The sequence below is a fragment of the Pseudomonas farris genome (assembly GCF_019145235.1).
Taxonomy (GTDB): domain Bacteria; phylum Pseudomonadota; class Gammaproteobacteria; order Pseudomonadales; family Pseudomonadaceae; genus Aquipseudomonas; species Aquipseudomonas farris.
Genome location: NZ_JAHSTV010000007.1, coordinates 48969 through 67215, shown reverse-complemented (window position 1 = coordinate 67215; position 18247 = coordinate 48969). Strand labels below are relative to the sequence as shown.

The 18247-nt window shown below is 56.6% G+C and carries 21 protein-coding genes and 2 pseudogenes; 12 read left to right on the top strand and 11 right to left on the bottom strand.

Annotated elements, in window-relative coordinates; translation table 11 throughout:
• Positions 1-7: 7 nt before the first annotated feature.
• On the bottom strand, positions 8-580 hold the full coding sequence (locus KVG95_RS16030) for a thioesterase family protein (RefSeq protein ID WP_217857116.1): 573 nt from the start codon (positions 578-580) through the stop codon (positions 8-10).
• 241 nt (positions 581-821) lie between these two features.
• Between KVG95_RS16030 and yfcF the strand changes: the two genes are divergently transcribed.
• Positions 822-1454, top strand: a complete 633-nt coding sequence (gene yfcF / locus KVG95_RS16025; RefSeq protein ID WP_217857115.1) for a glutathione transferase — start codon at positions 822-824, stop codon at positions 1452-1454.
• Between the two features lie 15 nt (positions 1455-1469).
• On the opposite strand, the gene KVG95_RS16020 is transcribed toward yfcF, so the two are convergent.
• Entirely contained in the window at positions 1470-2267 is a 798-nt protein-coding gene (locus tag KVG95_RS16020) for an alpha/beta fold hydrolase (protein ID WP_217857114.1), read from the bottom strand.
• Between the two features lie 133 nt (positions 2268-2400).
• On the opposite strand from KVG95_RS16020, the gene KVG95_RS16015 reads away from it, so the two are divergent.
• Complete coding sequence (locus KVG95_RS16015; protein WP_217857113.1) at positions 2401-2790, top strand: c-type cytochrome; 390 nt, start codon at positions 2401-2403, stop codon at positions 2788-2790.
• 124 nt (positions 2791-2914) lie between these two features.
• Complete coding sequence (locus KVG95_RS16010; RefSeq protein ID WP_123722072.1) at positions 2915-3250, top strand: hypothetical protein; 336 nt, start codon at positions 2915-2917, stop codon at positions 3248-3250.
• Positions 3251-3321: 71 nt separating this feature from the next.
• Here the strand turns inward: KVG95_RS16010 and KVG95_RS16005 are convergent, their stop codons facing one another.
• Complete coding sequence (locus KVG95_RS16005; RefSeq protein ID WP_052967935.1) at positions 3322-3627, bottom strand: hypothetical protein; 306 nt, start codon at positions 3625-3627, stop codon at positions 3322-3324.
• A gap of 326 nt (positions 3628-3953) precedes the next feature.
• Here KVG95_RS16005 and KVG95_RS16000 point away from each other — a divergent pair, with 326 nt between their 5' ends.
• Together KVG95_RS16000 and KVG95_RS15995 are read left to right on the top strand one after the other, a co-directional pair.
• Complete coding sequence (locus KVG95_RS16000; protein ID WP_217857325.1) at positions 3954-4889, top strand: Ppx/GppA family phosphatase; 936 nt, start codon at positions 3954-3956, stop codon at positions 4887-4889.
• A 60-nt stretch (positions 4890-4949) separates the two neighbouring features.
• Positions 4950-5360 carry an arsenate reductase ArsC gene (locus tag KVG95_RS15995; RefSeq protein ID WP_217857112.1) on the top strand — a complete coding sequence of 137 codons (411 nt, stop codon included), beginning with the start codon at positions 4950-4952 and terminating at the stop codon, positions 5358-5360.
• Between the two features lie 120 nt (positions 5361-5480).
• Here the strand turns inward: KVG95_RS15995 and KVG95_RS15990 are convergent, their stop codons facing one another.
• On the bottom strand, positions 5481-5921 hold the full coding sequence (locus KVG95_RS15990; RefSeq protein WP_217857111.1) for a phage infection protein: 441 nt from the start codon (positions 5919-5921) through the stop codon (positions 5481-5483).
• 155 nt (positions 5922-6076) lie between these two features.
• Positions 6077-6835, bottom strand: a complete 759-nt coding sequence (locus KVG95_RS15985; protein WP_217857110.1) for a sulfite exporter TauE/SafE family protein — start codon at positions 6833-6835, stop codon at positions 6077-6079.
• Between the two features lie 145 nt (positions 6836-6980).
• On the opposite strand from KVG95_RS15985, the gene KVG95_RS15980 reads away from it, so the two are divergent.
• A complete protein-coding gene (locus KVG95_RS15980; RefSeq protein ID WP_217857109.1) occupies positions 6981-7910 on the top strand; it encodes a LysR family transcriptional regulator in 930 nt (309 codons plus the stop codon).
• Between the two features lie 114 nt (positions 7911-8024).
• On the opposite strand, the gene KVG95_RS15975 is transcribed toward KVG95_RS15980, so the two are convergent.
• Entirely contained in the window at positions 8025-8693 is a 669-nt protein-coding gene (locus KVG95_RS15975) for a TetR/AcrR family transcriptional regulator (protein WP_123722080.1), read from the bottom strand.
• A gap of 129 nt (positions 8694-8822) precedes the next feature.
• Between KVG95_RS15975 and KVG95_RS15970 the strand changes: the two genes are divergently transcribed.
• A complete protein-coding gene (locus KVG95_RS15970; protein ID WP_217857108.1) occupies positions 8823-10040 on the top strand; it encodes an MFS transporter in 1218 nt (405 codons plus the stop codon).
• Between the two features lie 70 nt (positions 10041-10110).
• Here KVG95_RS15970 and KVG95_RS15965 read toward each other — a convergent pair.
• Positions 10111-10558 (bottom strand): annotated as a pseudogene (locus KVG95_RS15965) (thiol-disulfide oxidoreductase DCC family protein).
• 114 nt (positions 10559-10672) lie between these two features.
• Between KVG95_RS15965 and KVG95_RS15960 the strand changes: the two are divergent.
• Entirely contained in the window at positions 10673-10900 is a 228-nt protein-coding gene (locus KVG95_RS15960; RefSeq protein WP_123722083.1) for a hypothetical protein, read from the top strand.
• Positions 10901-11104: 204 nt separating this feature from the next.
• On the opposite strand, the gene proP is transcribed toward KVG95_RS15960, so the two are convergent.
• Complete coding sequence (gene proP, locus KVG95_RS15955) at positions 11105-12607, bottom strand: glycine betaine/L-proline transporter ProP (protein WP_217857107.1); 1503 nt, start codon at positions 12605-12607, stop codon at positions 11105-11107.
• Positions 12608-12711: 104 nt separating this feature from the next.
• Positions 12712-13221, bottom strand: coding sequence for an FMN-dependent NADH-azoreductase (locus KVG95_RS15950; RefSeq protein WP_367616768.1), 510 nt, complete (start codon positions 13219-13221; stop codon positions 12712-12714).
• On the opposite strand from KVG95_RS15950, the gene KVG95_RS30170 reads away from it, so the two are divergent.
• Positions 13109-13669 (top strand): substrate-binding domain-containing protein, encoded by a 561-nt coding sequence (locus KVG95_RS30170; protein ID WP_225923192.1) that lies wholly within the window; start codon positions 13109-13111, stop codon positions 13667-13669. The genes KVG95_RS15950 and KVG95_RS30170 overlap by 113 nt on opposite strands.
• 147 nt (positions 13670-13816) lie before the next feature.
• On the opposite strand, the gene KVG95_RS15940 is transcribed toward KVG95_RS30170, so the two are convergent.
• Complete coding sequence (locus tag KVG95_RS15940; protein WP_217857106.1) at positions 13817-14278, bottom strand: PRC-barrel domain-containing protein; 462 nt, start codon at positions 14276-14278, stop codon at positions 13817-13819.
• A gap of 567 nt (positions 14279-14845) precedes the next feature.
• Between KVG95_RS15940 and fabV the strand changes: the two genes are divergently transcribed.
• The 3 genes and pseudogenes from fabV to KVG95_RS15925 all read left to right on the top strand — a co-directional run bounded on the left by fabV (position 14846) and on the right by KVG95_RS15925 (position 17227).
• Positions 14846-16042 carry an enoyl-ACP reductase FabV gene (gene fabV, locus KVG95_RS15935; RefSeq protein ID WP_217857105.1) on the top strand — a complete coding sequence of 399 codons (1197 nt, stop codon included), beginning with the start codon at positions 14846-14848 and terminating at the stop codon, positions 16040-16042.
• Between the two features lie 161 nt (positions 16043-16203).
• A pseudogene (locus KVG95_RS15930) lies at positions 16204-16515 on the top strand (transposase); the annotation flags it as partial.
• Positions 16516-16630: 115 nt separating this feature from the next.
• Entirely contained in the window at positions 16631-17227 is a 597-nt protein-coding gene (locus KVG95_RS15925; RefSeq protein WP_217857104.1) for an eCIS core domain-containing protein, read from the top strand.
• Positions 17228-17252: 25 nt separating this feature from the next.
• Here the strand turns inward: KVG95_RS15925 and KVG95_RS15920 are convergent, their stop codons facing one another.
• Positions 17253-18155 carry a LysR family transcriptional regulator gene (locus KVG95_RS15920; protein ID WP_217857103.1) on the bottom strand — a complete coding sequence of 301 codons (903 nt, stop codon included), beginning with the start codon at positions 18153-18155 and terminating at the stop codon, positions 17253-17255.
• Positions 18156-18247: the final 92 nt, after the last annotated feature.

Here is an 18247-nt window from a genome sequence, read left to right as displayed (position 1 = left end):
CCGCCTGTTAGGGTTCGCAGACAGGATGAAGCTGAGGCGCCAGGCCTTCTTCCTCTCGGAGCTGGCGGCTCATGTCGTCGCAGCTCTGCGACCAGGTTGTCAGCCACGTCGACATCTCGGGTGACTGTTCAGCCAATCCCAGCTCCCGGACAAATTCGGCTGGTGAGACCGTGCCTTTGGCCGCACGGAACAGGCCCCGCATGATGACGACGCCAACTACCCGTCCTTTGCTCACGAAGCGGTGTTCCATAAAGCTCCACTTATCGTCCCAGCCGAGTATTCGGGTATGAATCTCAAACGATTCGAACAGCTTCAGCTCCCGCCGAAACTTGCCCCAGGTATCCCCAACAATCGGCACGGCTCTATGGCGCAGGGCCACTCGATAGGCACCGCTGCGCAGGACGAAGTCCATGCGGCCTATGTCGGCCATAGTGAAATAACGGCCATTGGTGACGTGCCGGTTGAGGTCAAGATCGAGCGGCCAGACGCGCATGCGGATGACGGTAGTGGCCAGCCCATCAACCGGCTTGCGCCAAGGGCGACGAAACAGCATCAGGAACAGTCGAAACCAGAGATTCATAAATACGCCGAGGGCTGAGTAGATCGGTGCACTTTAGGGCGGAGAATGTGAGCGAGATAGGTGCGCAAATGACTTTTTTCATGTGAAAAGCGCAATTGGATCATTTCACGCGCGATGTCAGCCATTTCAGGCACTGCCCGCCAACAGGTATTCCGCTCAGGAATGCCCCCATAAAAATCATGAATTTTCTTTATGGCATTGGATCTCGTAGCGTGTCTGCTCACCATATGGAGATGATCCCGTGAATGATTCCCGCCTGCGCCTGTACGTTGATGCTCAATTCACCAGCCCCTATGCCATGTCGGTTTTCGTGGCCCTTCGCGAAAAGGGCATCGAATTCGAACTGAGCCCGCTGGACCTCGACGCGTTCGAAAACCAGTCAGAAGACTATGCCAGCCTCTCGCTGACCCAGCGCGTACCGACGCTGGTGCATGGCGATTTTGCCTTGTCTGAATCGTCGGCGATCACTGAGTACCTGGAAGACGTTTTCTCTCAGACGCCGGTCTACCCACAAGACCTGATGCAGCGCGCGAAGGCACGACAAGTCCAGGCGTGGCTGCGCAGCGACCTGCTGCCCATTCGGCAGGAACGATCCACACTGGTGGTGTTTTATGGCCTCAAATCCGCGCCCTTGTCGCCGGCTGCCGAGTCGGCCGCGCGCAAACTGATCAGTGCCGCACAAGCGCTGCTGGCTGACGGCCGCGAGTACTTGTTCGGCCAATGGTCGATCGCCGATGTGGACCTGGCCTTGATGCTCAACCGGCTGATACTCAACGGTGACGCCGTGCCATCCGCCCTGGTGGAATACGCGCAGCGTCAATGGCAGCGGCCTACGGTGCAGGAGTGGATCAAATTGCAGCGTCCTGCGCTGTAGCGGTGTGAAGTCAGGTCAACTGCGCTCAATAAATTGCACGATGACCTGATTGACGATCTCCGGATGCGTAATCGGTCCCATATGACCGAGCCCCTCGAGTTCCACCACTTCAACGTTAGGCAGTGCGCCGGTCAGCAGCCGAGCCACTGCCCGTGACGATGCCGGTGAATCCTTGCCGACCATGAAAAGCACCGGCAGGCTGAGCGAGCGGAACGCGTGTAATGGCGTCGGCTCGTTCAACAGTGCGTGAGCCCAGCCCTGCACATTGGCCACCGCGGCGGCGATGGAGGGCTTGCGTTGTTCCGGGGTTTGCTCCCAGGCCCCGGCACCCATCCAGTAGTCAATGAAGTGCTGGGCCGCTGCATCCAGGTTACCCGCCTCAAGCGCGAGCCCGGCGTTTGCGACGACTTCACGGATGGCATCTGCCTCATTGGGTGGAGGTGATTCGGCGTCGAGCAGGGCAAATAATGTGGGCTCATATAAAACCAGGGCGCGCACCCGGCCGGGGTTCTGCAGCGCCGCGATCAACGCCACTGCCCCGCCATAAGAGTGACCGACCAGAATGAGTGGTTCGCCGGCGCGGGCGAGCACCGGCTCGGCGAAGCGCGCTTCTTCACTGAGGGTGACGATTCGATCGGTGGGCCATGCCGGGCTCTTGCCGGCGCCAAACGAATCGAGCGCCAGAACCCGAAACTTTGCGGCCAGATGATCTTGCAGTCCACGCCACTGCACCGAGTGACTTGCATTGGCATGAAAGCAGACAATGCCCGGGCCCACGCCAGCGTCCCGATAAAAGGGTTCGACGGGTTTCATTCTGGCTCTCCTGCAACGACATTAAAGAGACGAAGAGAGTTATAGATTAACTTCAAGGCTTCGGTGTAGCAGCCAGTCATGATGAAATAGCCGCCCGTTTTTGCTGTCAGCAACACCTGATTTGGAGCATCACATGAAAAACGCCGCCATCCTTACCTTCGCCTTGATGCTCAATACGGGGTTATTCAGCATGCAAGCAGAAGCGGCGGGTGATGCTGAAGCCGGTCAGAAACTGTTTAACCGTATTTGCGGCGGCTGTCATCAAGTCGGGACTTCGGCACGGGGTTCTTTTGGTCCGCAACTCAATGCCATCTTCGGACGCCCTGCGGGAAGCACGACGGACTATCAGTACTCAAGCGCGATGAAATCATCAGGCCTCATCTGGACTCGCGAAACACTTACCGCCTACATCGAAGCGCCAAAAGAAGTGGTCCCCGGAACCCGGATGATTTTCTGGGGCCTCAGCGATCCGCAGAAGATTGAAAACCTGCTGGCCTACCTTCAGACCTTTCAGCCGCAATAATCTGTGCCTCATCAAAATGTTTGCCGTGTAAAGGCTGTACAGATGATATCAATGAGCCATTCCATCCGTTAAAGTATGCGCCGCCCGAGAGACGGATCCCGGGTATTTCTAATGGAGTGACACAGTGAATTATCTCAGCAAAGTTGTTGCCGTAGCCCTGTTCGGTCTGGTTCTGGCGGGTTGCACCGGCACCCCGATGAAGACTCAGCAGTACGACAGCAACCAGTACACCGTTGTCGGCCACAGTGAAGCGACCGCCACTGGCCTCCTGCTGTTTGGCCTCATTCCGATCCAGCAGAACAACCGTTTCATCCGCGCTCAGAACGCCGCGATCAAGGCCCGTGGCGGCGACGCCATGATCAACACCCAGGTTCAGGAAAACTGGTTCTGGGCTTGGGCTCTGACCGGTTACACCACCACAATCTCCGGTGATGTGATCAAGCTGAAAACCGTTCAGTAAGCGACAGGCTCTGCCTTTGTGGCGAGGGAGCAAGCTCCCTCGCCACAGGTTTCTCACTTATTGATCGCACCTCACCCCCAGGCTTTTCCGAGCTCATCCAGACCCGCGTCTTGCAGGTTCTGCGCACTCATGACCACTCGGAATTTGCAGTTGGCCTGGAAGTTGAGAAAGAAGGGTTCCGCATATCCGGGAATTTCGGAAGGGTCCTCAATATCGATCAGAAAAATCCCGCTTCGCATTCCATCCTGCTCAGTGAAATAAGTCGCCTCCGGCTTAATGGTTTCCAGCACGCGGTTCATGATTTCGCCGATTTTCCCGGACCTGACATGCGCGTTGAAAGGCTCATGGGGAAACTCGACCATCAGTAGCATTTTCATTATTCGATACTCTGTTGAGGTGGCGTGCTCCTTACCCGGATCCTTACTCCTGACGATGATGCCGCAAGCCGTGCGTTCAGCCGTGCCAGCGGTGGTGTGTGGTTAAGAATAGCGAAGGGTGAGAGGCTGCCGGGGCAGAGTTACGGACGGTCATTCTGGATGATTCAGCGGCGAGGTCTGGCAGCGTCAGGGTGTCTGTTCTTTTGAAAAGGCTAGAGGGTGTCATCACGGTGTCATCGAACGAATGGCAAGCTCCTCGCAAACCGTCTTGAGCGCTCAGACGGAACTCCGTCTGCGGGCTGATGAATTTGCCAGGAATCCCCCTTATGAAAGGAGACGCCTCCCTGTTTGCGGCCATTGACTTGGGGTCCAATGCGTTTCGCATGATGATCGGCCAGTCAGTCAGGCGCAATCAGGGGTTCATGATCCAGGAAGTGAAAACCTTGCGAGAGCCTGTCCGTTTGACGGAGGGGTTTCAGGGCGGGGCGCTGGACGAGTTAGCGCTGGATCGGGGATGGCAAGCGCTCGCGCGATTTGGCAAAAAACTGCGCGGCTTTGAGGCCGGTCGTGTGCGGGCAGTGGCGACCAGTGCCGTCCGCGAAGCCGATAATGCCCAACTGTTTCTGGCCAGCGCGGAGCGGCACCTGGGCTTTCGTATAGATGTCATCTCTGGGCATGAAGAGGCGCGACTGGTGTACGCCGGTGTTGCCCATACGATACCCAGTACAGAAAGCATGCGCCTGGTCGTGGATATCGGCGGCGGCTCTACGGAATTGATTCTGGGGCAGGGCACTCAGCCTCTTTTGACCGAGAGCATTGCCATTGGCAGCGGCACTTTTGGCGCGCGTTACTTTCAGGGCGGCTGTATATCGGCGAAGGCGCTCCTGGAGGCCGAGCGCGTGGCCACTCTGCAGTTTGAAAAAGTTACCCGACGTTATCGCGCGCTGGGTTGGCAGCAGACTATTGGTTCTTCAGGTACTGCACGGATGCTGGCCAAAGTGCTCAAGGCCAATGGCTTGAATGACGATGGTCAAAGCGGTATCACCTACGGCGGTCTGTTGCGCTTGTCGTTGCGTCTGCTGGAAGTGGGGCATGTTAAACAACTCAAATTGGCGGGCTTACCACCCCATCGGCTGAATATCTTGCCCGGTGGCCTGGTGCTCATGCTGGCGGCGTTCAAGGTGTTCGGCATCTCGCACATGAGTCCTTCCGAGCCGGGTTTAAGGTTGGGTGTTCTTCATGGCCTTATGTCCAAACACTAAATGACGCCGCTGTTGTAAGAAAAGAATTGTTATTTAGATCAGAAAGAATGTGAGGACGTGATGGCTGAGAAACTCCGGGTTCTGTTCGTTTGCGCAAAAAATGACGTTCGCTCACTGATGGCGCAAGCGCTACTTCGGCACACTGATTCCGAACACTTCGAAGCCTTTAGCGCGGGTCTTGTGGCCAGTGAAGTTGACCCCCGCACGCTGGAGTCTCTCGATCACGTAGGTATCGACACCACGGGGTTGCGCAGTAAAGCCATCGATGAGTTTGAGGGGCAGCCGTTCCATTATGTGATTACGCTGTGTGACAAGTCGTCCGAAGAGGCTTCGCGGATGCCCACCGCCGGAGAAGTGATCGTGTGGAATTTCGAGGATCCCGTCACCAGTGAAAAACATGATCCGTTCCGTCATGCCATTCAGGAAATCCACGATCGCCTCAAAATGTTCATCACTGTGAAGACCCGGTAGTGATGCTCGAGTGCTAGCGCTGATCATCTTTGACGACCCAGTCGGGCACTAAAAACGCATGAAAAAACCCGGCTGATGAGGCCGGGTTTTTTGGTTGAGTGTTGCGGTAAAACCATTCATTCATGCCACACGATTCTGAATCAGACGATCCGAACCACCTTCAGCGACGCGGTTCTCGATCAGACGATCCGAACCACCTTCAGCCACACGATTCTCGATCAGACGGTCCGAACCACCTTCGGCCACGCGGTTCTCGATCAGACGATCCGAACCACCTTCAGCGACGCGATTCTCGATCAGGCGATCCGAACCACCTTCAGCGACGCGGTTTTCGATCAGACGATCCGAACCACCTTCAGCGACGCGGTTTTCGATCAGACGATCCGAACCACCTTCAGCAACGCGGTTCTCGATCAGACGATCCGAGCCACCTTCAGCCAAACGGCTTTCAATCAAACGATCCGAACCGCCTTCGGCGACGACCGGGTGAGCAGAGGAAGCAGCGAAAGCGTTAACTGCAAAAACCGAGAAAGCGATGCTGAGGAGGATTTGGCGTTTCATGATGGTGTGCTCCGGGGTGTTATTGGTTGGGTATGGAGCGGATGTTACGCCGAGGATTTTTTATGAGAACTTCATTGACGTGATGGTGACTATCGATGCCAGCAATGGTTGAAACGTAGTGGGTAAATGCCGTGTATACGCGTCTTTCCCCTGGTTTACAGGAACAGGTCGTAGGACAGTTTGCCGATCAGGATCACCAGCAACACCAGGAACAGAGCCCGGACAAAGGGCACGCCTTTATGAACCGCCAGCCAAGTGCCGGTCAGCGCGCCCAGGATGTTGAATGCCGCCATGGGGATTGCAATCAGGTAGAGCACATTTCCCGTCGGAATGAAGAATATTAGCGCCGCTACGTTGGTCGCGATGTTCACCAGCTTGGCCGATGCCGAGGCATGAAGAAAGTCGAAGGCGAAGCAGCGGATAAACAGGAAGATCAGGAAGCTGCCAGTGCCGGGACCGAACAGTCCGTCGTAGAAACCGATCGCACCGCCGATGACGATCGCCAGCAGTTTTTCCTTGGTGCCGATGCGCATGGGCTTGTGCAGGGCGCCGAAGTCCTTTTTCCAGAAGGTGTAGATCGCCATCAGCACGATCAACACCAGCACCGCCGGCCGGATCATCGACTGGGGCACGAACGACACCGTGGCCGCTCCGAAGAACGCCATGACAAAGGCTGAACAGGCGGCGGGGATCACCAGACCCCAGTCGATCACCACCTTGCGCACGAAGGACCGGGCCGCGAATGCGGTGCCACAGGCTGCCGCGACCTTGTTGGTACCCAGCAGCGCCGCCGGTTGTGCCGTGGGCAGCACGTTGAACAACGCGGGTATCTGGATCAGTCCGCCGCCGCCCACCGCCGCATCGATCAGGCCGGCGGCGAAGGCGAACACGCAAAGGATGACAATATCGACCATAAAATCAGGCTCTGACGATGAAGGGTTGATGAGGGGCTGCGGATCTCCCGACTATTTCATCCAGCTTCGGGTTGAACGGGAGGTTAACGGACGGGCCTTTTTTGTGTTGCAATGCCACGTTGTGAAAAGTGCAATGAGGTGGTCCGTGGCATTGAATATGTTGGGGGAGCTTGAAGCCTTCGCGACGGTGGCTCGCAAGCGCAGCTTCATCGCGGCGGCACGTACTCTGGGGCGCTCCCCCAGCGCGCTGACCCGTGCCGTTCAAGCCCTGGAGGAAAGCATCGGGGTCAAGTTGTTCAATCGCTCGTCCAATGCCGTGAGCTTGACCGAGGCGGGTGAACGCTTGTTGCCTCACGCTTACAAAATGCTGGATCTGCAACGTGAGGCGGATGAAGACCTGGCCGGTCTCAGCGGCCTGGCCTACGGCTGGATCCGCTTTTCCGCCCCCGAGTTTCTCGGACACGGGGTATTGCCCCAGTTGATCGCGCAGTACAGCGAGCGCTATCCAGACGTGAACGTCGATGTGATTTTTACCGATGAGATCATCGACCCGGTCAAGAGCAAGCTGGACTTCTCGATTCGCGGGGCGTTTGCGCAATCCAGTGAGCTGATCGGCTATCCGCTCTGGAACTACTCACGTTATCTGTATGCCAGCCCCGGGTATCTGGAGCGGCGCGGGATGCCCGACTCCATCGAGGCGCTGGAATCGCACTCGCTGATCCTGCATACGGCGCCGCGGATTCTCAAGGAGTGGAATTTTCGCAGTGAAGAGCAAGCCATCAGCTTTCGGGTTCATCCAAAGTTTCGTTTCAGCTCCGGTTTGGCGGTGTTCCAGGCGGCCCTGGCGGGCGTCGGGATCGCCCGTCTGGCGGACTGGATGGCAGAGCCCGAAGTGCAAGCGGGGCGCCTGCTGCGGGTCTGTCCCGAGTACAAACTCACCTCCAGCAGCGGTGAAAGCCCACAGATGCACGCGGTATACCCCGCCGGGAATCTGCCGCTGCGGGTGAAATCGTTGTTGGAAGTGATCCGTGGCTTTGGCGACAGCCTTAGTCGAAAGCATGCGGTGACGCTTTAGGTGGCTGGACGTTGATCCTCAATCAGTGTGAGGCGACCTTAGGCTGAGTCACCAATGAGCGTTTGTTCGCAGTTTCGCAATCGCCTCGCGGCACAAGCCTTGGCTTTACGCACATCACTCACTGGTTGAATCAATCAGCCCCTTTTCGTCATTGCGATCTGTGGGCAGCACGGTAGTGGCTGCATTGTCCCACGTCAGCAATATCTGGGTGATGGCCGCATCAATGATCTCATACGGCGTGTTATCCCGAGCGAGGATGGAAATGCCCTGCAGGAAACTGTCGAACACCGTAGCCATCGCGGGCGCGTGAATATTGCCCGGCAACTGACCGGCACTGACACCTCGCTCAACACACGCAAAAATCCCCGCGCGAGTGTGGGCGCGAGATTGGGTCAGGGCGTCGACTACCCGCGCATTCTCCGGGCTGGGCGCGCTCATCACGCCGAGGGACACCATGCAGCCCTTGGGATGGCCGTCTTCACACTGCATGCGCGCTGACTGGCGCAGCGCGGTCTCGATGGCTTGGCGTGGCGGCAGGCTCTCGTCCCACAGGCATTCGGTGACTTGGGCGAACGTCGCCAGGTAACGTTGCACACACTCATCAAACAACGCTTCCTTGGAACCGAACGCCGCGTAAAAACTCGGCGCGGAAATTCCGCCACCCAGTCTGGCTTTCAACTGAGCGAGGGAGGTCGCGTCGTAGCCGTGTTGCCAGAACAGGTGCAAGGCCTGTTCCACCGCGTGGTCGCGGTCGAAAGTGCGAGGGCGGCCCATTTGCGCCATTTCAAAACTCCTCAGGATGACGAGATAAATACTAGTCGATACATAAGTCGTTGACAACGAGCGCTGCCTACCCTCAACATTTATATCGATCGGTATTTAAGTCTGAAATCCTCACTCAAGGAGTCTTCCGTGACACCCTCAATCACCTTATCGGTAGCGCCCGACCGCCTGCCCATCGGAGCCTTGCTCGCCTTGGCCATGACCGGTTTTATCTGCATCGTCACCGAAACCCTGCCCGCCGGCCTGTTGCCGCTGATCAGCGCAGGGCTGAAGATTTCCCCTTCCATGGCTGGCCAGATGGTCACCGCCTACGCCCTGGGTTCGGTGCTGGCGGTCATCCCCATGACCATCGCCACCCGCGGCTGGCGCCGTCGTAACGTGCTGCTGCTGACCATCGTCGGTTTCCTGCTGTTCAACTCCATTACCGCACTGTCATCCCACTACGGCGTGATCCTGGTGGCGCGCTTCTTCGCCGGCGTCGCGGCGGGGCTGGCCTGGAGCCTGCTGGCCGGTTACGCCCGACGCATGGTCGCGCCTCATCAACAGGGCAAGGCGCTGGCGCTGGCCATGGTCGGCACGCCGATTGCCCTGTCTCTGGGCGTGCCTCTTGGCACTTGGTTGGGCAGCCTGGTGGGTTGGCGCACCACCTTCGGCATCATGTCGGCCCTGACCCTGGTGCTGATCGCCTGGGTACTGGTGAAAGTCCCTGACTACCCACCCCAAGCCGCGCATCAGCGCATGTCGCTGCGCACAGTACTGACCACGCCGGGCGTGCGCCCTGTGCTGGCGGTGGTGATCAGCTGGATGCTGGCACACAACGTTCTCTACACCTACATCGCACCGTTCGTGGCGCCGGCGGGGTTGGGGGATCGGGTGGATTTGGTGTTGTTGGTGTTTGGCATTGCGGCGTTGGTAGGGATTTGGGTGACTGCCAAACTGGTTGAGCCGTTGTTGCGCAAGACTGTGTTGGTGAGCTTGGCGGCGTTTGCGGCGGTTTCCGTGGTGTTTGGCTTTTTGAGTAGCGTGCCTGAGGTGATCTACATCGGCATGCTGGTTTGGGGGTTGAGCTTCGGCGGGGCTGCGACGTTGCTGCAAACGGCTCTGGCGGACGCGGCGGGGGATGGGGCGGATGTGGCGTTGTCGTTGAATGTGGTGGCTTGGAATAGTGCGATTGCGGGGAGTGGGGTGTTGGGTGGGGTGCTGCTGGACAGGTGGGGCGTCGCCTCTTTTCCGTGGGCAATGGTGGTGTTGGTGGCGGTGGGGTTTGTGATTGTCTGGGGCGCTCAGGCCCACGGCTTCAAATCGGGCCCGCGTGCGGCTGGCAGGCCAGCGGTGGCGGGGCACTGAACCACAAAAAAGTCAAAAAATGGTTCTGGATGGGGGGCTCGGGCGATCCAGTTGATGCGTACCAAGGCGTTCACATTGGAGCTTTCAAAAAACGTTGCTCATGATCAGGATCAGGCAAAAGGCACGTGTTGTATTTTCCGAAGAGCCAATAGCGATTCAACGCAATGCGATCGTATGCCCAATCGCGAAGCTTGCGTAGGAAGCTGCGCAAAAGGTTCACGGGATGCCAAGGGGTGGGCAGCTGGGCGATGACTTCGAAAAATGCATCCGAACGCACCCAGTAGTGTCGGTCGCGGATCACGGCCATGGTGTCGAATTGGTGCAAGGGCAAACCTGCCCAAGCAAGCAGGGCCTGCCCCTCGGGCGACTGTACTGCCGCCAACCGGACGCGCCGATGGCGGTCATGGCGGAAACCTCGCCCAGCCATTGCACAGCTTACATACGCCGTCGAACAAGAGCACCGTCTCGCCTTGCTTGAGCAACGGCGCGGGTGAGGGGCGAATTTGGGATGCTGGCATAAACATGGGTCCAATGGGCCTCGTTATCCGGATCATACCCGCACGCTAGAGTTGAAGTCTGTTTATGGTCCAGAGTGTATAAAAACGGCCACCACCTTCTACGAGGATCCCACCATGCGCAACTACACCCTGGAATACCTGTTCAACGGCGAACCTCGCACACACATGTTCGAATTCGAGCAGCTTCAACTGCCTGTCCATGAGGCGGCGATGCACCTGCTACAGCTGCACTATGGGGATGGGGAGAACAGCCTGATCATGCCCACCGCGGACGCGACGCCAGCGGAGATTTTAGAGCAGGCTGAGCGGGTAGGGCTGACGCAGATAAAAGTCGTCGATTAACCCGGTGATGCGGGGCTGCGGTCAGCAACACGCGCCTCGGCATATTTGAAGGACCGTTGTTGACCGATTGTTGCCGGTCGTGAAGGTCTGTAATCAACTGTGGATTCAACCGGTCGATGCAACAGATTGGCTAAATCGCTCAGCGGGTGTTTCGTAGTTTGGTGTTTTCCCAGGACGGCAGCTATCTACACGATAGTGCCCCCGTTATTCGATTCGCGGATGCTGCTGCACGAGATGCTCACGTTTAGCTTTCAGCTCAGCGATTTCTGCGTCGATGTCCTCGATCTTCTGCTCGATATTGTCGTGATGTTCCTCCAACAGTTCTTGCGCTTCCTCAATGTCGGAAGCCGCCGGAGCTGCACCACGCAGCGGTTTGTTCGCTGTTTCTTTCATCGTCACGCCGGTAATCAGACCCACCACGGCAATCACCATCAGGTAGTAGGCCGGCATGTACAGATTTTGCGTGCTTTCCACCAGCCAGGCCACAGCGGCAGGGGTCAAACCCGCGATTAACACCGAGACGTTGAAGGCGCTGGCCAGGGCGCTGTAGCGGATGTGAGTGGGAAACATCGCCGGAAGGGTGGAAGCCATCACGCCGATGAAAAAGTTGAGCAGCACCGCCAGCATCAGCAAGCCGGAAAAGATCAGGCCGATCTTGCCGCTGTTGATCAGCATGAAGGCCGGGATGGCGAGGAAGAATAGACCGACGCTACCGCAGATAATGAAGGGGCGGCGCCCAATCTTGTCGCTGATGAGCCCGATCATCGGCTGGACGAATAACATGCCGACCATGATCGCGATGATGATCAACACGCCGTGATTCTCGCTGTAGTGCAAGTTGTGTGTCAGGTAGCTCGGCATGTAGGTAAGCAGCATGTAGTAGGTGACGTTGGTAGCTACCACTACGCCGATGCAGGTCATCAGACTGCGCCAGTGCTGGGTGGCCACCTCCTTGAAGGACACTTTCGGGCCCCTGGCAAGGCCTTCGCGATCACCCTGTTCCAGTTGCTCGACATGCTGTTGGAACGCCGGTGTTTCTTCCAGCGCGTGACGCAGATAGAGCCCGATCATGCCCAGGGGCAGGGCGAGGAAGAAGGGCAGGCGCCAGCCCCATGCCTCAAACTGCTCTTCGCCCAGAATGGTGGAGATCAGCACGACCAAGCCTGCGCCGAAGACGAAGCCGGCAATCGAGCCGAAGTCCAGCCAGCTGCCAAGGAAACCGCGCTTGCGATCCGGGGCATATTCGGCGACGAAGATCGAGGCGCCGGTGTATTCACCGCCCACTGAAAAACCTTGGGCCATTTTAGCGAGCAGCAGGAGGATCGGCGCCCAGATGCCAATCGAGGCATACGACGGAATCAGCCCGATGGCGAAGGTGCTGAGCGACATGATCACAATGGTGGCCGCCAGGACTTTCTGTCGACCGTACTTATCGCCCAACGTACCAAAAAACAAACCGCCCAGAGGTCTGATCAGGAAGGGAACCGAGAAGGTGGCCAACGCGGCAATCATCTGCACACCGGGATCAGCGCCGGGGAAAAATACCTTGCCGAGAACATAGGCAACAAACCCATAGACGCCGAAATCGAACCACTCCATCGCGTTGCCGAGCGCAGCGGCCGTGATCGCCTTGCGCATTTTCGCGTCGTCGACAATGGTGATGTCTTCCAATCCGATCGGATTGACGGTTTTCTCAGGTGATTTCATGCGAGCCACTCTGTAACTGATCTGTCCTGATGCAAACTGCTGAGCTCCGGTGTGGCACAGCCCAGACGGGTTTGCCGGCCAGACCGATTCTTCTAAGCGCGTGTCTAAACCAGCGACTTTTGAATTTGATGATCAAATGTATCTAGAAAATCATGCATGCTGATTTCTCCGAGATCTACAGCTTTAGCGCCGCCGGCCGCAATAAAGGTGACATCAGTGATACCTAGGACGTTCAGGATCAGTTTCAAATATTGGGTCGCAATGTCACGGTCTTTAATCGGGGAGTCGTTGGTGTATACACCTCCGGAGGCGAGCAGCACCGTTGCCTTTTTACCGGTCACCAGCCCTTTACCATCAAAGCCCAAGGTCAGGCCTTTACGAACCACATGATCCACCCACGCCTTGAGCGCCGCAGGAACGTTATAATTGTAGACCGGCGTTGAAATAACCACGTGATCGGTTTCCAGCAACTCGGCCCCTAGCGCACCGCTCATCGAAAGCCTGCGCGCTATCCGTGAGGCTTTTCCGCATCTGGCAGTGAGTTTTTCCACAGAAGGCTTAGGCGGCGCAGAGCGTCGATTGCGCAACGGCGATGCGGCACTGGCGTTTTGCACATTGATTCCGACAGTGCCCGACGATATCACCGCACTGCCGCTGCTCAGCGTCGACTTGAGGCCAGTAGTAGCCAGTGGGCATCCCCTGGCTATGTTAGGCCGTCGGGCAACAAGTGCAGACCTCAAGCCTTATGTACAACTGGTACTTTCCGATCCGGTTTCTCCCGACAGCCCTAGCTATGGGGTGACGGGCAGTCACCAGTGGCGGTTTGTAGATTTGGCACGGCGGCTGGATTTTTTGCTCGCCGGGTTCGGTTGGTGCCGAATGCCAGAGCATCTGATTGCGGATCATCTGGCTTCAGGACGCCTCCTACCGCTTGAGTTAACTGCCGAACTTCAGCGCACACCAGACACACTTACGATCTACGCAGCGCACATGCAAAATTGCTCTTTAGGGAAAGCAGGCCGATGGCTTCCGAATGATCTGACCCGTCGTCTGTGCATGTGATGATACGAAGACGACTAACGTTAGCGGTTTGGTTATCCCGTTGGCCAAAGGGCTGATGCGCGCCATAGGGTTTGGCACCCCAACGATCAGTCTTAATATGTCGTTGTTTGCTCGGCGCGCATCACTCTTCATTTTGGATATAGACAGTTAGCTTTTGTCGATACTTTGTCTCTGGGTCGTATCGTAATCGAACGGTTTAGTTCCATAAAAAGAATGGATTTCTGTTGCCCAAGACTCATCGGCCATATTGGGCCAATTGTCCTTGTCAAAGCCTGGTGCATTTTCCAAGCGTTCTTTCTCTACGTTGAGTACGAAGCGCTTGTTTATTGTGTCGAGTGTCAATGCATTCCAGGGTACTGCAAACAGTTTTTCTCCCATGCCAAGAAAACCACCAAAAGAGAGAACCGCATAACTCACTCTACCGCTGCGAACATCCAGCATGATTTCCTTAATATCCCCCAAATCTTCGTCATTATGGTTATAAACATCATTTCCAATGAGGGTGTCTGCCCCCATCAGGTCAGGGCCAGGCCCCTGTTCCTCGGAGCCGGCATCTCGTATGAGGTTGGTTTTGTACATGCCATAGGTATCGCGATCTTCGTAGTTCATTACTCTCTCCTATCAGCAATCGTCAATCAATCAGAAAATTTACCCACCGCCTTGATGGCTGTATTAGTGGGAGTCACCCGCTTTCGGAAAGGTTGAATTTTTTTTCTGCATGACGACGAGTGGCACGTGGGAAGTAAAAGAAGTTAATCAGCTTTTAATTAGTGTGCTATTCATGTGTGATGTTTGTATTGTTTTTATTATGGATGTTCATTGGATCGATATCGTAGATGCTTGGATGAAGCGATTTTCCGTTATGGCAACTACGTCTCCGGCTTGCATATGACTTCATAAATATGAAGATTAAATTTGGGCCGCTACCGGGACCGAACTTGTTTGAATGGTAGTCAATCTAGTAAGTGCCCTGGAAATGGCGGAACAGACGGCCGTCTGACCACCCACTGCAACGGTCGAGACTAGACCGTCGCAGTCTCTTACCAGGCTCGAGGTCGACCAATGCCCGGCGAGGCACCAATCGCTGCAGATCTTTCATCGTGACGTTCCAGCTTTCCAGGCGTCTATGACTTTGTAGCCAAGGTTGGCTCTCATCTTGGAAGAGGGAGAACTTTTATGATCATTAAACCGCGCGTTCGCGGCTTTGTCTGTGTGACTACCCACCCCACTGGCTGCGAAGCCAACGTCAAGAATCAGATCGATTACGTTACTACGAAAGGATTGATCACCGGAGGGCCAAAGAATGTACTCGTGATCGGTGCATCGACCGGATACGGACTTGCTGCGCGGATAACGGCAGCTTTTAGTTGTGGCGCCAGGACTCTCGGTGTGTTTTTCGAACGTGCAGGTGATGAAGGCAAGCTCGGCACCGCCGGCTGGTACAACACAGCGGCCTTTCACACGTTTGCCGAGTCCGACGGCCTCTACGCCAAGAGCATCAACGGCGATGCTTTTTCCGATGAGATCAAACAGAAGACTATCGACGTTATCAAGCGCGACTTCGGGAAGGTCGACCTGGTTGTTTACAGTCTTGCCGCACCGCGCCGGACACACCCCAAGACGGGTGAAGTATTCAGTTCTACCCTCAAACCGCTCGACAAGGCCGTGACCTTGCGGGGCCTTGATACTGATAAGGAAGTGGTCAAGGACACCAATCTACAACCCGCGACCCAAAGCGAAATCGATGGCACGGTGGCCGTGATGGGCGGCGAAGACTGGCAGATGTGGATCGATGCCCTGCACGAAGCAGGTGTTCTGGCTGAAGGGGCTAAAACGACCGCGTTCACTTACCTGGGCGAAAAGCTGACTCATGACATCTATTGGAATGGCTCCATCGGTGCGGCCAAGAAGGACCTGGATCAGAAAGTCCTTGGTATCCGTGAACGGTTGGCTGTTCTTGGGGGCGATGCGCGGGTCTCGGTATTGAAAGCGGTGGTTACCCAGGCAAGTTCAGCTATCCCGATCATGCCGCTGTATCTGTCATTGTTGTTTAAAGTCATGAAAGCGCAGGGCACACACGAGGGGTGTATCGAACAGGTCTATGCGCTCTACAAAGACAGCTTGTACGGCCATTCTCCAGTGATGGATGAAGTGGGCCGCCTGCGCGCGGACTACAAGGAGCTGGCTCCCGAAGTCCAGGACCGCGTCAGGCAACTTTGGGATCAGGTTAGCAACGATAACCTCTATGAACTAACTGACTTTGTCGGTTACAAAGCGGAGTTCCTGCGTCTCTTCGGTTTCGGGATCGAAGGGGTTGACTACGAGGCTGAGGTAGATCCAGACGTCAAGATCTCTAACCTGCTCCAGGCTTAGGTCGTAAGTATGGACAGCTGCCTCGATGCCCCATGCAGAGGCAGCGGCTGCCCAAGAGGGGTTGTGATTCCCTGCTATCTGTTGGCTAGCTGCACCAAGATGCTCTCTTGAACCTGCGCGACCACCTATAATTTCCTCGGAAATCATCGCAAGGCTCGCCTATGAAGCGCTTTATTCAAGGTGAACATCGAGGCCAAAGTACTTTACTTCCCGAGAGCCTCGATGACTATTTCAGCGATACCAATCCGGTGAAGATCTACATCTACGGCTATCTCAACCGCATTCAGTCGAGCCGGCGCCTGGAACGAGAAGCCCAACGCAACGTCGAGCTGATGTGGCTGACTGGGCGATTGATGCCTTATTTCAAGACCATTGCCAACTTCCGAAAAGACAACAGCAAGGCAATCCGAGGCGTCTGTCGTCAGTTCGTCGTGCTCTGTCAGCAGCTCGGATTGTTCGCAGAAAAAATGGTCTGTCACTTCCTGCGATTTTCCTGGGAGCGCATAGTTCGGGACTACGCTAAAGCTATGCGAATCGTCGATCAATGGTGACCCACTGTTCGCGCTGCGTCCGTCCCTGGAGCGCCCAATGCCGCCCATCACCACGCGCCTGGTGGCGCTGTTTGTTCTTTGCCTGACGCTTGAAGTGCCAGCCCAGACCAGCGCCTGCCCAGATGGTGAGAAACAAGTGTGCCTGGACGGCTGCCTCTGCCTGCCAGACGTGGGACAGGTGCTCGGTCCCCTGCCTGATGGCATCTACCAGATCGCAGCACCTGCCCTGGCGCTGTGGCTGACCCAAGCCCGCGCTGAAGCAGCCAACACCGGCATCCAACCGATTCCACCGCACATCCGCGAGCAACTGCTGCGCTGGTATGACCCCAGTGTCCTCGATACCGCGCGCTACAAAGTTAGCGACAACGGCCAATTCAACGCCGCTACTGCCATGCTGCAAAACCCCGATGTCGGTGCCGTGACGCTGATCGACATCATCCTCTTCCGGGACGCTCAAACCGCAGAACAGGACATCGCGCTCTGGGCTCACGAGTTAAAGCATGTGCAGCAGTATCAGGAATGGGGGGTAGAAGGATTTGCCCAGCGGTATACACAAGATTTCAATGCTGTGGAGGCGCCGGCTTATGCCATACAGGCTGAGGTCAGACGGCGGGTGCGGGAAGGGACTTACTGAAAAGCTGCCGGTCGGGATGGTTCAATCAGTTTCGCAAGTCACCCGCTTTGATGAAGTCGATGAGCGCTTTCAAGGCCGGTGGCACATGGCGCCGGCTGGAGTAATAAAGAAAGAATCGGCTTGGCGGTGCTTTCCATTCCTGGAGTATTTCTCGGAGATGTCCGTTGCGGATTTCGTCACGCGCCAGCTCTTCGTAGACATAAGCAATACCAGCGCCATCTTTCGCCGCCTGGATCATCAGCGCATCGTCTTCCAGAATGAGCGGGCCTGTGACGGACAACCGTATCGGTTGACCGTCTGCTTGATACTCCCAGGCGTAAAGTTTGCCACTGGGAAAACGCCTGGCAATGCACGAATGCTCGAGCAAGTTGCGGGGGGCGTGGGCAATCCCCTTTGCGGCCAGATAGGTATCCGAAGCAACCGTCACGAACGATTGAGGTGCGCCGACAGGGACTGCGATCATGTCACCGGCCAGGCTTTCACCAAAACGGACTCCAGCGTCAAACCCGCCGTTCACGATATCGGTCAATCCATCATCGGTGATCAGGTCTAACTGAATACGTGGATACCTGGCCACGAAGGGCGCGAGCACTTTCGCAAACACGATACGAGCCGCCGGACGCGCCACGTTGAGGCGAAGTTTGCCAGCGGGCACTTCCTGCATCGAGGTCAATTGCGCCAATACATCAGCAACCTGGTGCAGCGTCGGGACCAGCGTCGCCAATAGCTGCTGGCCGGCCTCGGTCGGGGTCACGCTACGAGTGGTTCGGTTCAGCAGCCTGATGCCCAGGCGTGTCTCCAACGCTCGCATTGCGTGACTCAACGCGGAAGCCGACACGCCACGCTCGTCGGCTGCCTTGCGGAAGCTGCGATGGCGAGCGACGGCGGCAAAGGCATCGAGTTCAGAGAGATCGGGGTGATTACTCATGAATGTCGTTCAGTAGTTCAAATACGATTACCCATCTTATCGCCATCAGATCTCTCCCGGATACTTCTCACATCATTTGTGGAGAGGTCGCT

Bases quoted from the DNA above. Each gene is read 5' to 3' on its own strand.
- KVG95_RS16030 (WP_217857116.1), bottom strand. From the start codon at position 580: ATGAATCTCTGGTTTCGACTGTTCCTGATGCTGTTTCGTCGCCCTTGG.
- KVG95_RS16020 (WP_217857114.1), bottom strand. From the start codon at position 2,267: ATGAAACCCGTCGAACCCTTTTATCGGGACGCTGGCGTGGGCCCGGGC.
- KVG95_RS16015 (WP_217857113.1), top strand. From the start codon at position 2,401: ATGAAAAACGCCGCCATCCTTACCTTCGCCTTGATGCTCAATACGGGG.
- KVG95_RS16005 (WP_052967935.1), bottom strand. From the start codon at position 3,627: ATGAAAATGCTACTGATGGTCGAGTTTCCCCATGAGCCTTTCAACGCG.
- KVG95_RS16000 (WP_217857325.1), top strand. From the start codon at position 3,954: ATGAAAGGAGACGCCTCCCTGTTTGCGGCCATTGACTTGGGGTCCAAT.
- KVG95_RS15995 (WP_217857112.1), top strand. From the start codon at position 4,950: ATGGCTGAGAAACTCCGGGTTCTGTTCGTTTGCGCAAAAAATGACGTT.
- KVG95_RS15990 (WP_217857111.1), bottom strand. From the start codon at position 5,921: ATGAAACGCCAAATCCTCCTCAGCATCGCTTTCTCGGTTTTTGCAGTT.
- KVG95_RS15985 (WP_217857110.1), bottom strand. From the start codon at position 6,835: ATGGTCGATATTGTCATCCTTTGCGTGTTCGCCTTCGCCGCCGGCCTG.
- KVG95_RS15975 (WP_123722080.1), bottom strand. From the start codon at position 8,693: ATGGCGCAAATGGGCCGCCCTCGCACTTTCGACCGCGACCACGCGGTG.
- KVG95_RS15960 (WP_123722083.1), top strand. From the start codon at position 10,673: ATGCGCAACTACACCCTGGAATACCTGTTCAACGGCGAACCTCGCACA.
- proP (WP_217857107.1), bottom strand. From the start codon at position 12,607: ATGAAATCACCTGAGAAAACCGTCAATCCGATCGGATTGGAAGACATC.
- KVG95_RS15940 (WP_217857106.1), bottom strand. From the start codon at position 14,278: ATGAACTACGAAGATCGCGATACCTATGGCATGTACAAAACCAACCTC.
- fabV (WP_217857105.1), top strand. From the start codon at position 14,846: ATGATCATTAAACCGCGCGTTCGCGGCTTTGTCTGTGTGACTACCCAC.
- KVG95_RS15925 (WP_217857104.1), top strand. From the start codon at position 16,631: ATGCCGCCCATCACCACGCGCCTGGTGGCGCTGTTTGTTCTTTGCCTG.
- KVG95_RS15920 (WP_217857103.1), bottom strand. From the start codon at position 18,155: ATGAGTAATCACCCCGATCTCTCTGAACTCGATGCCTTTGCCGCCGTC.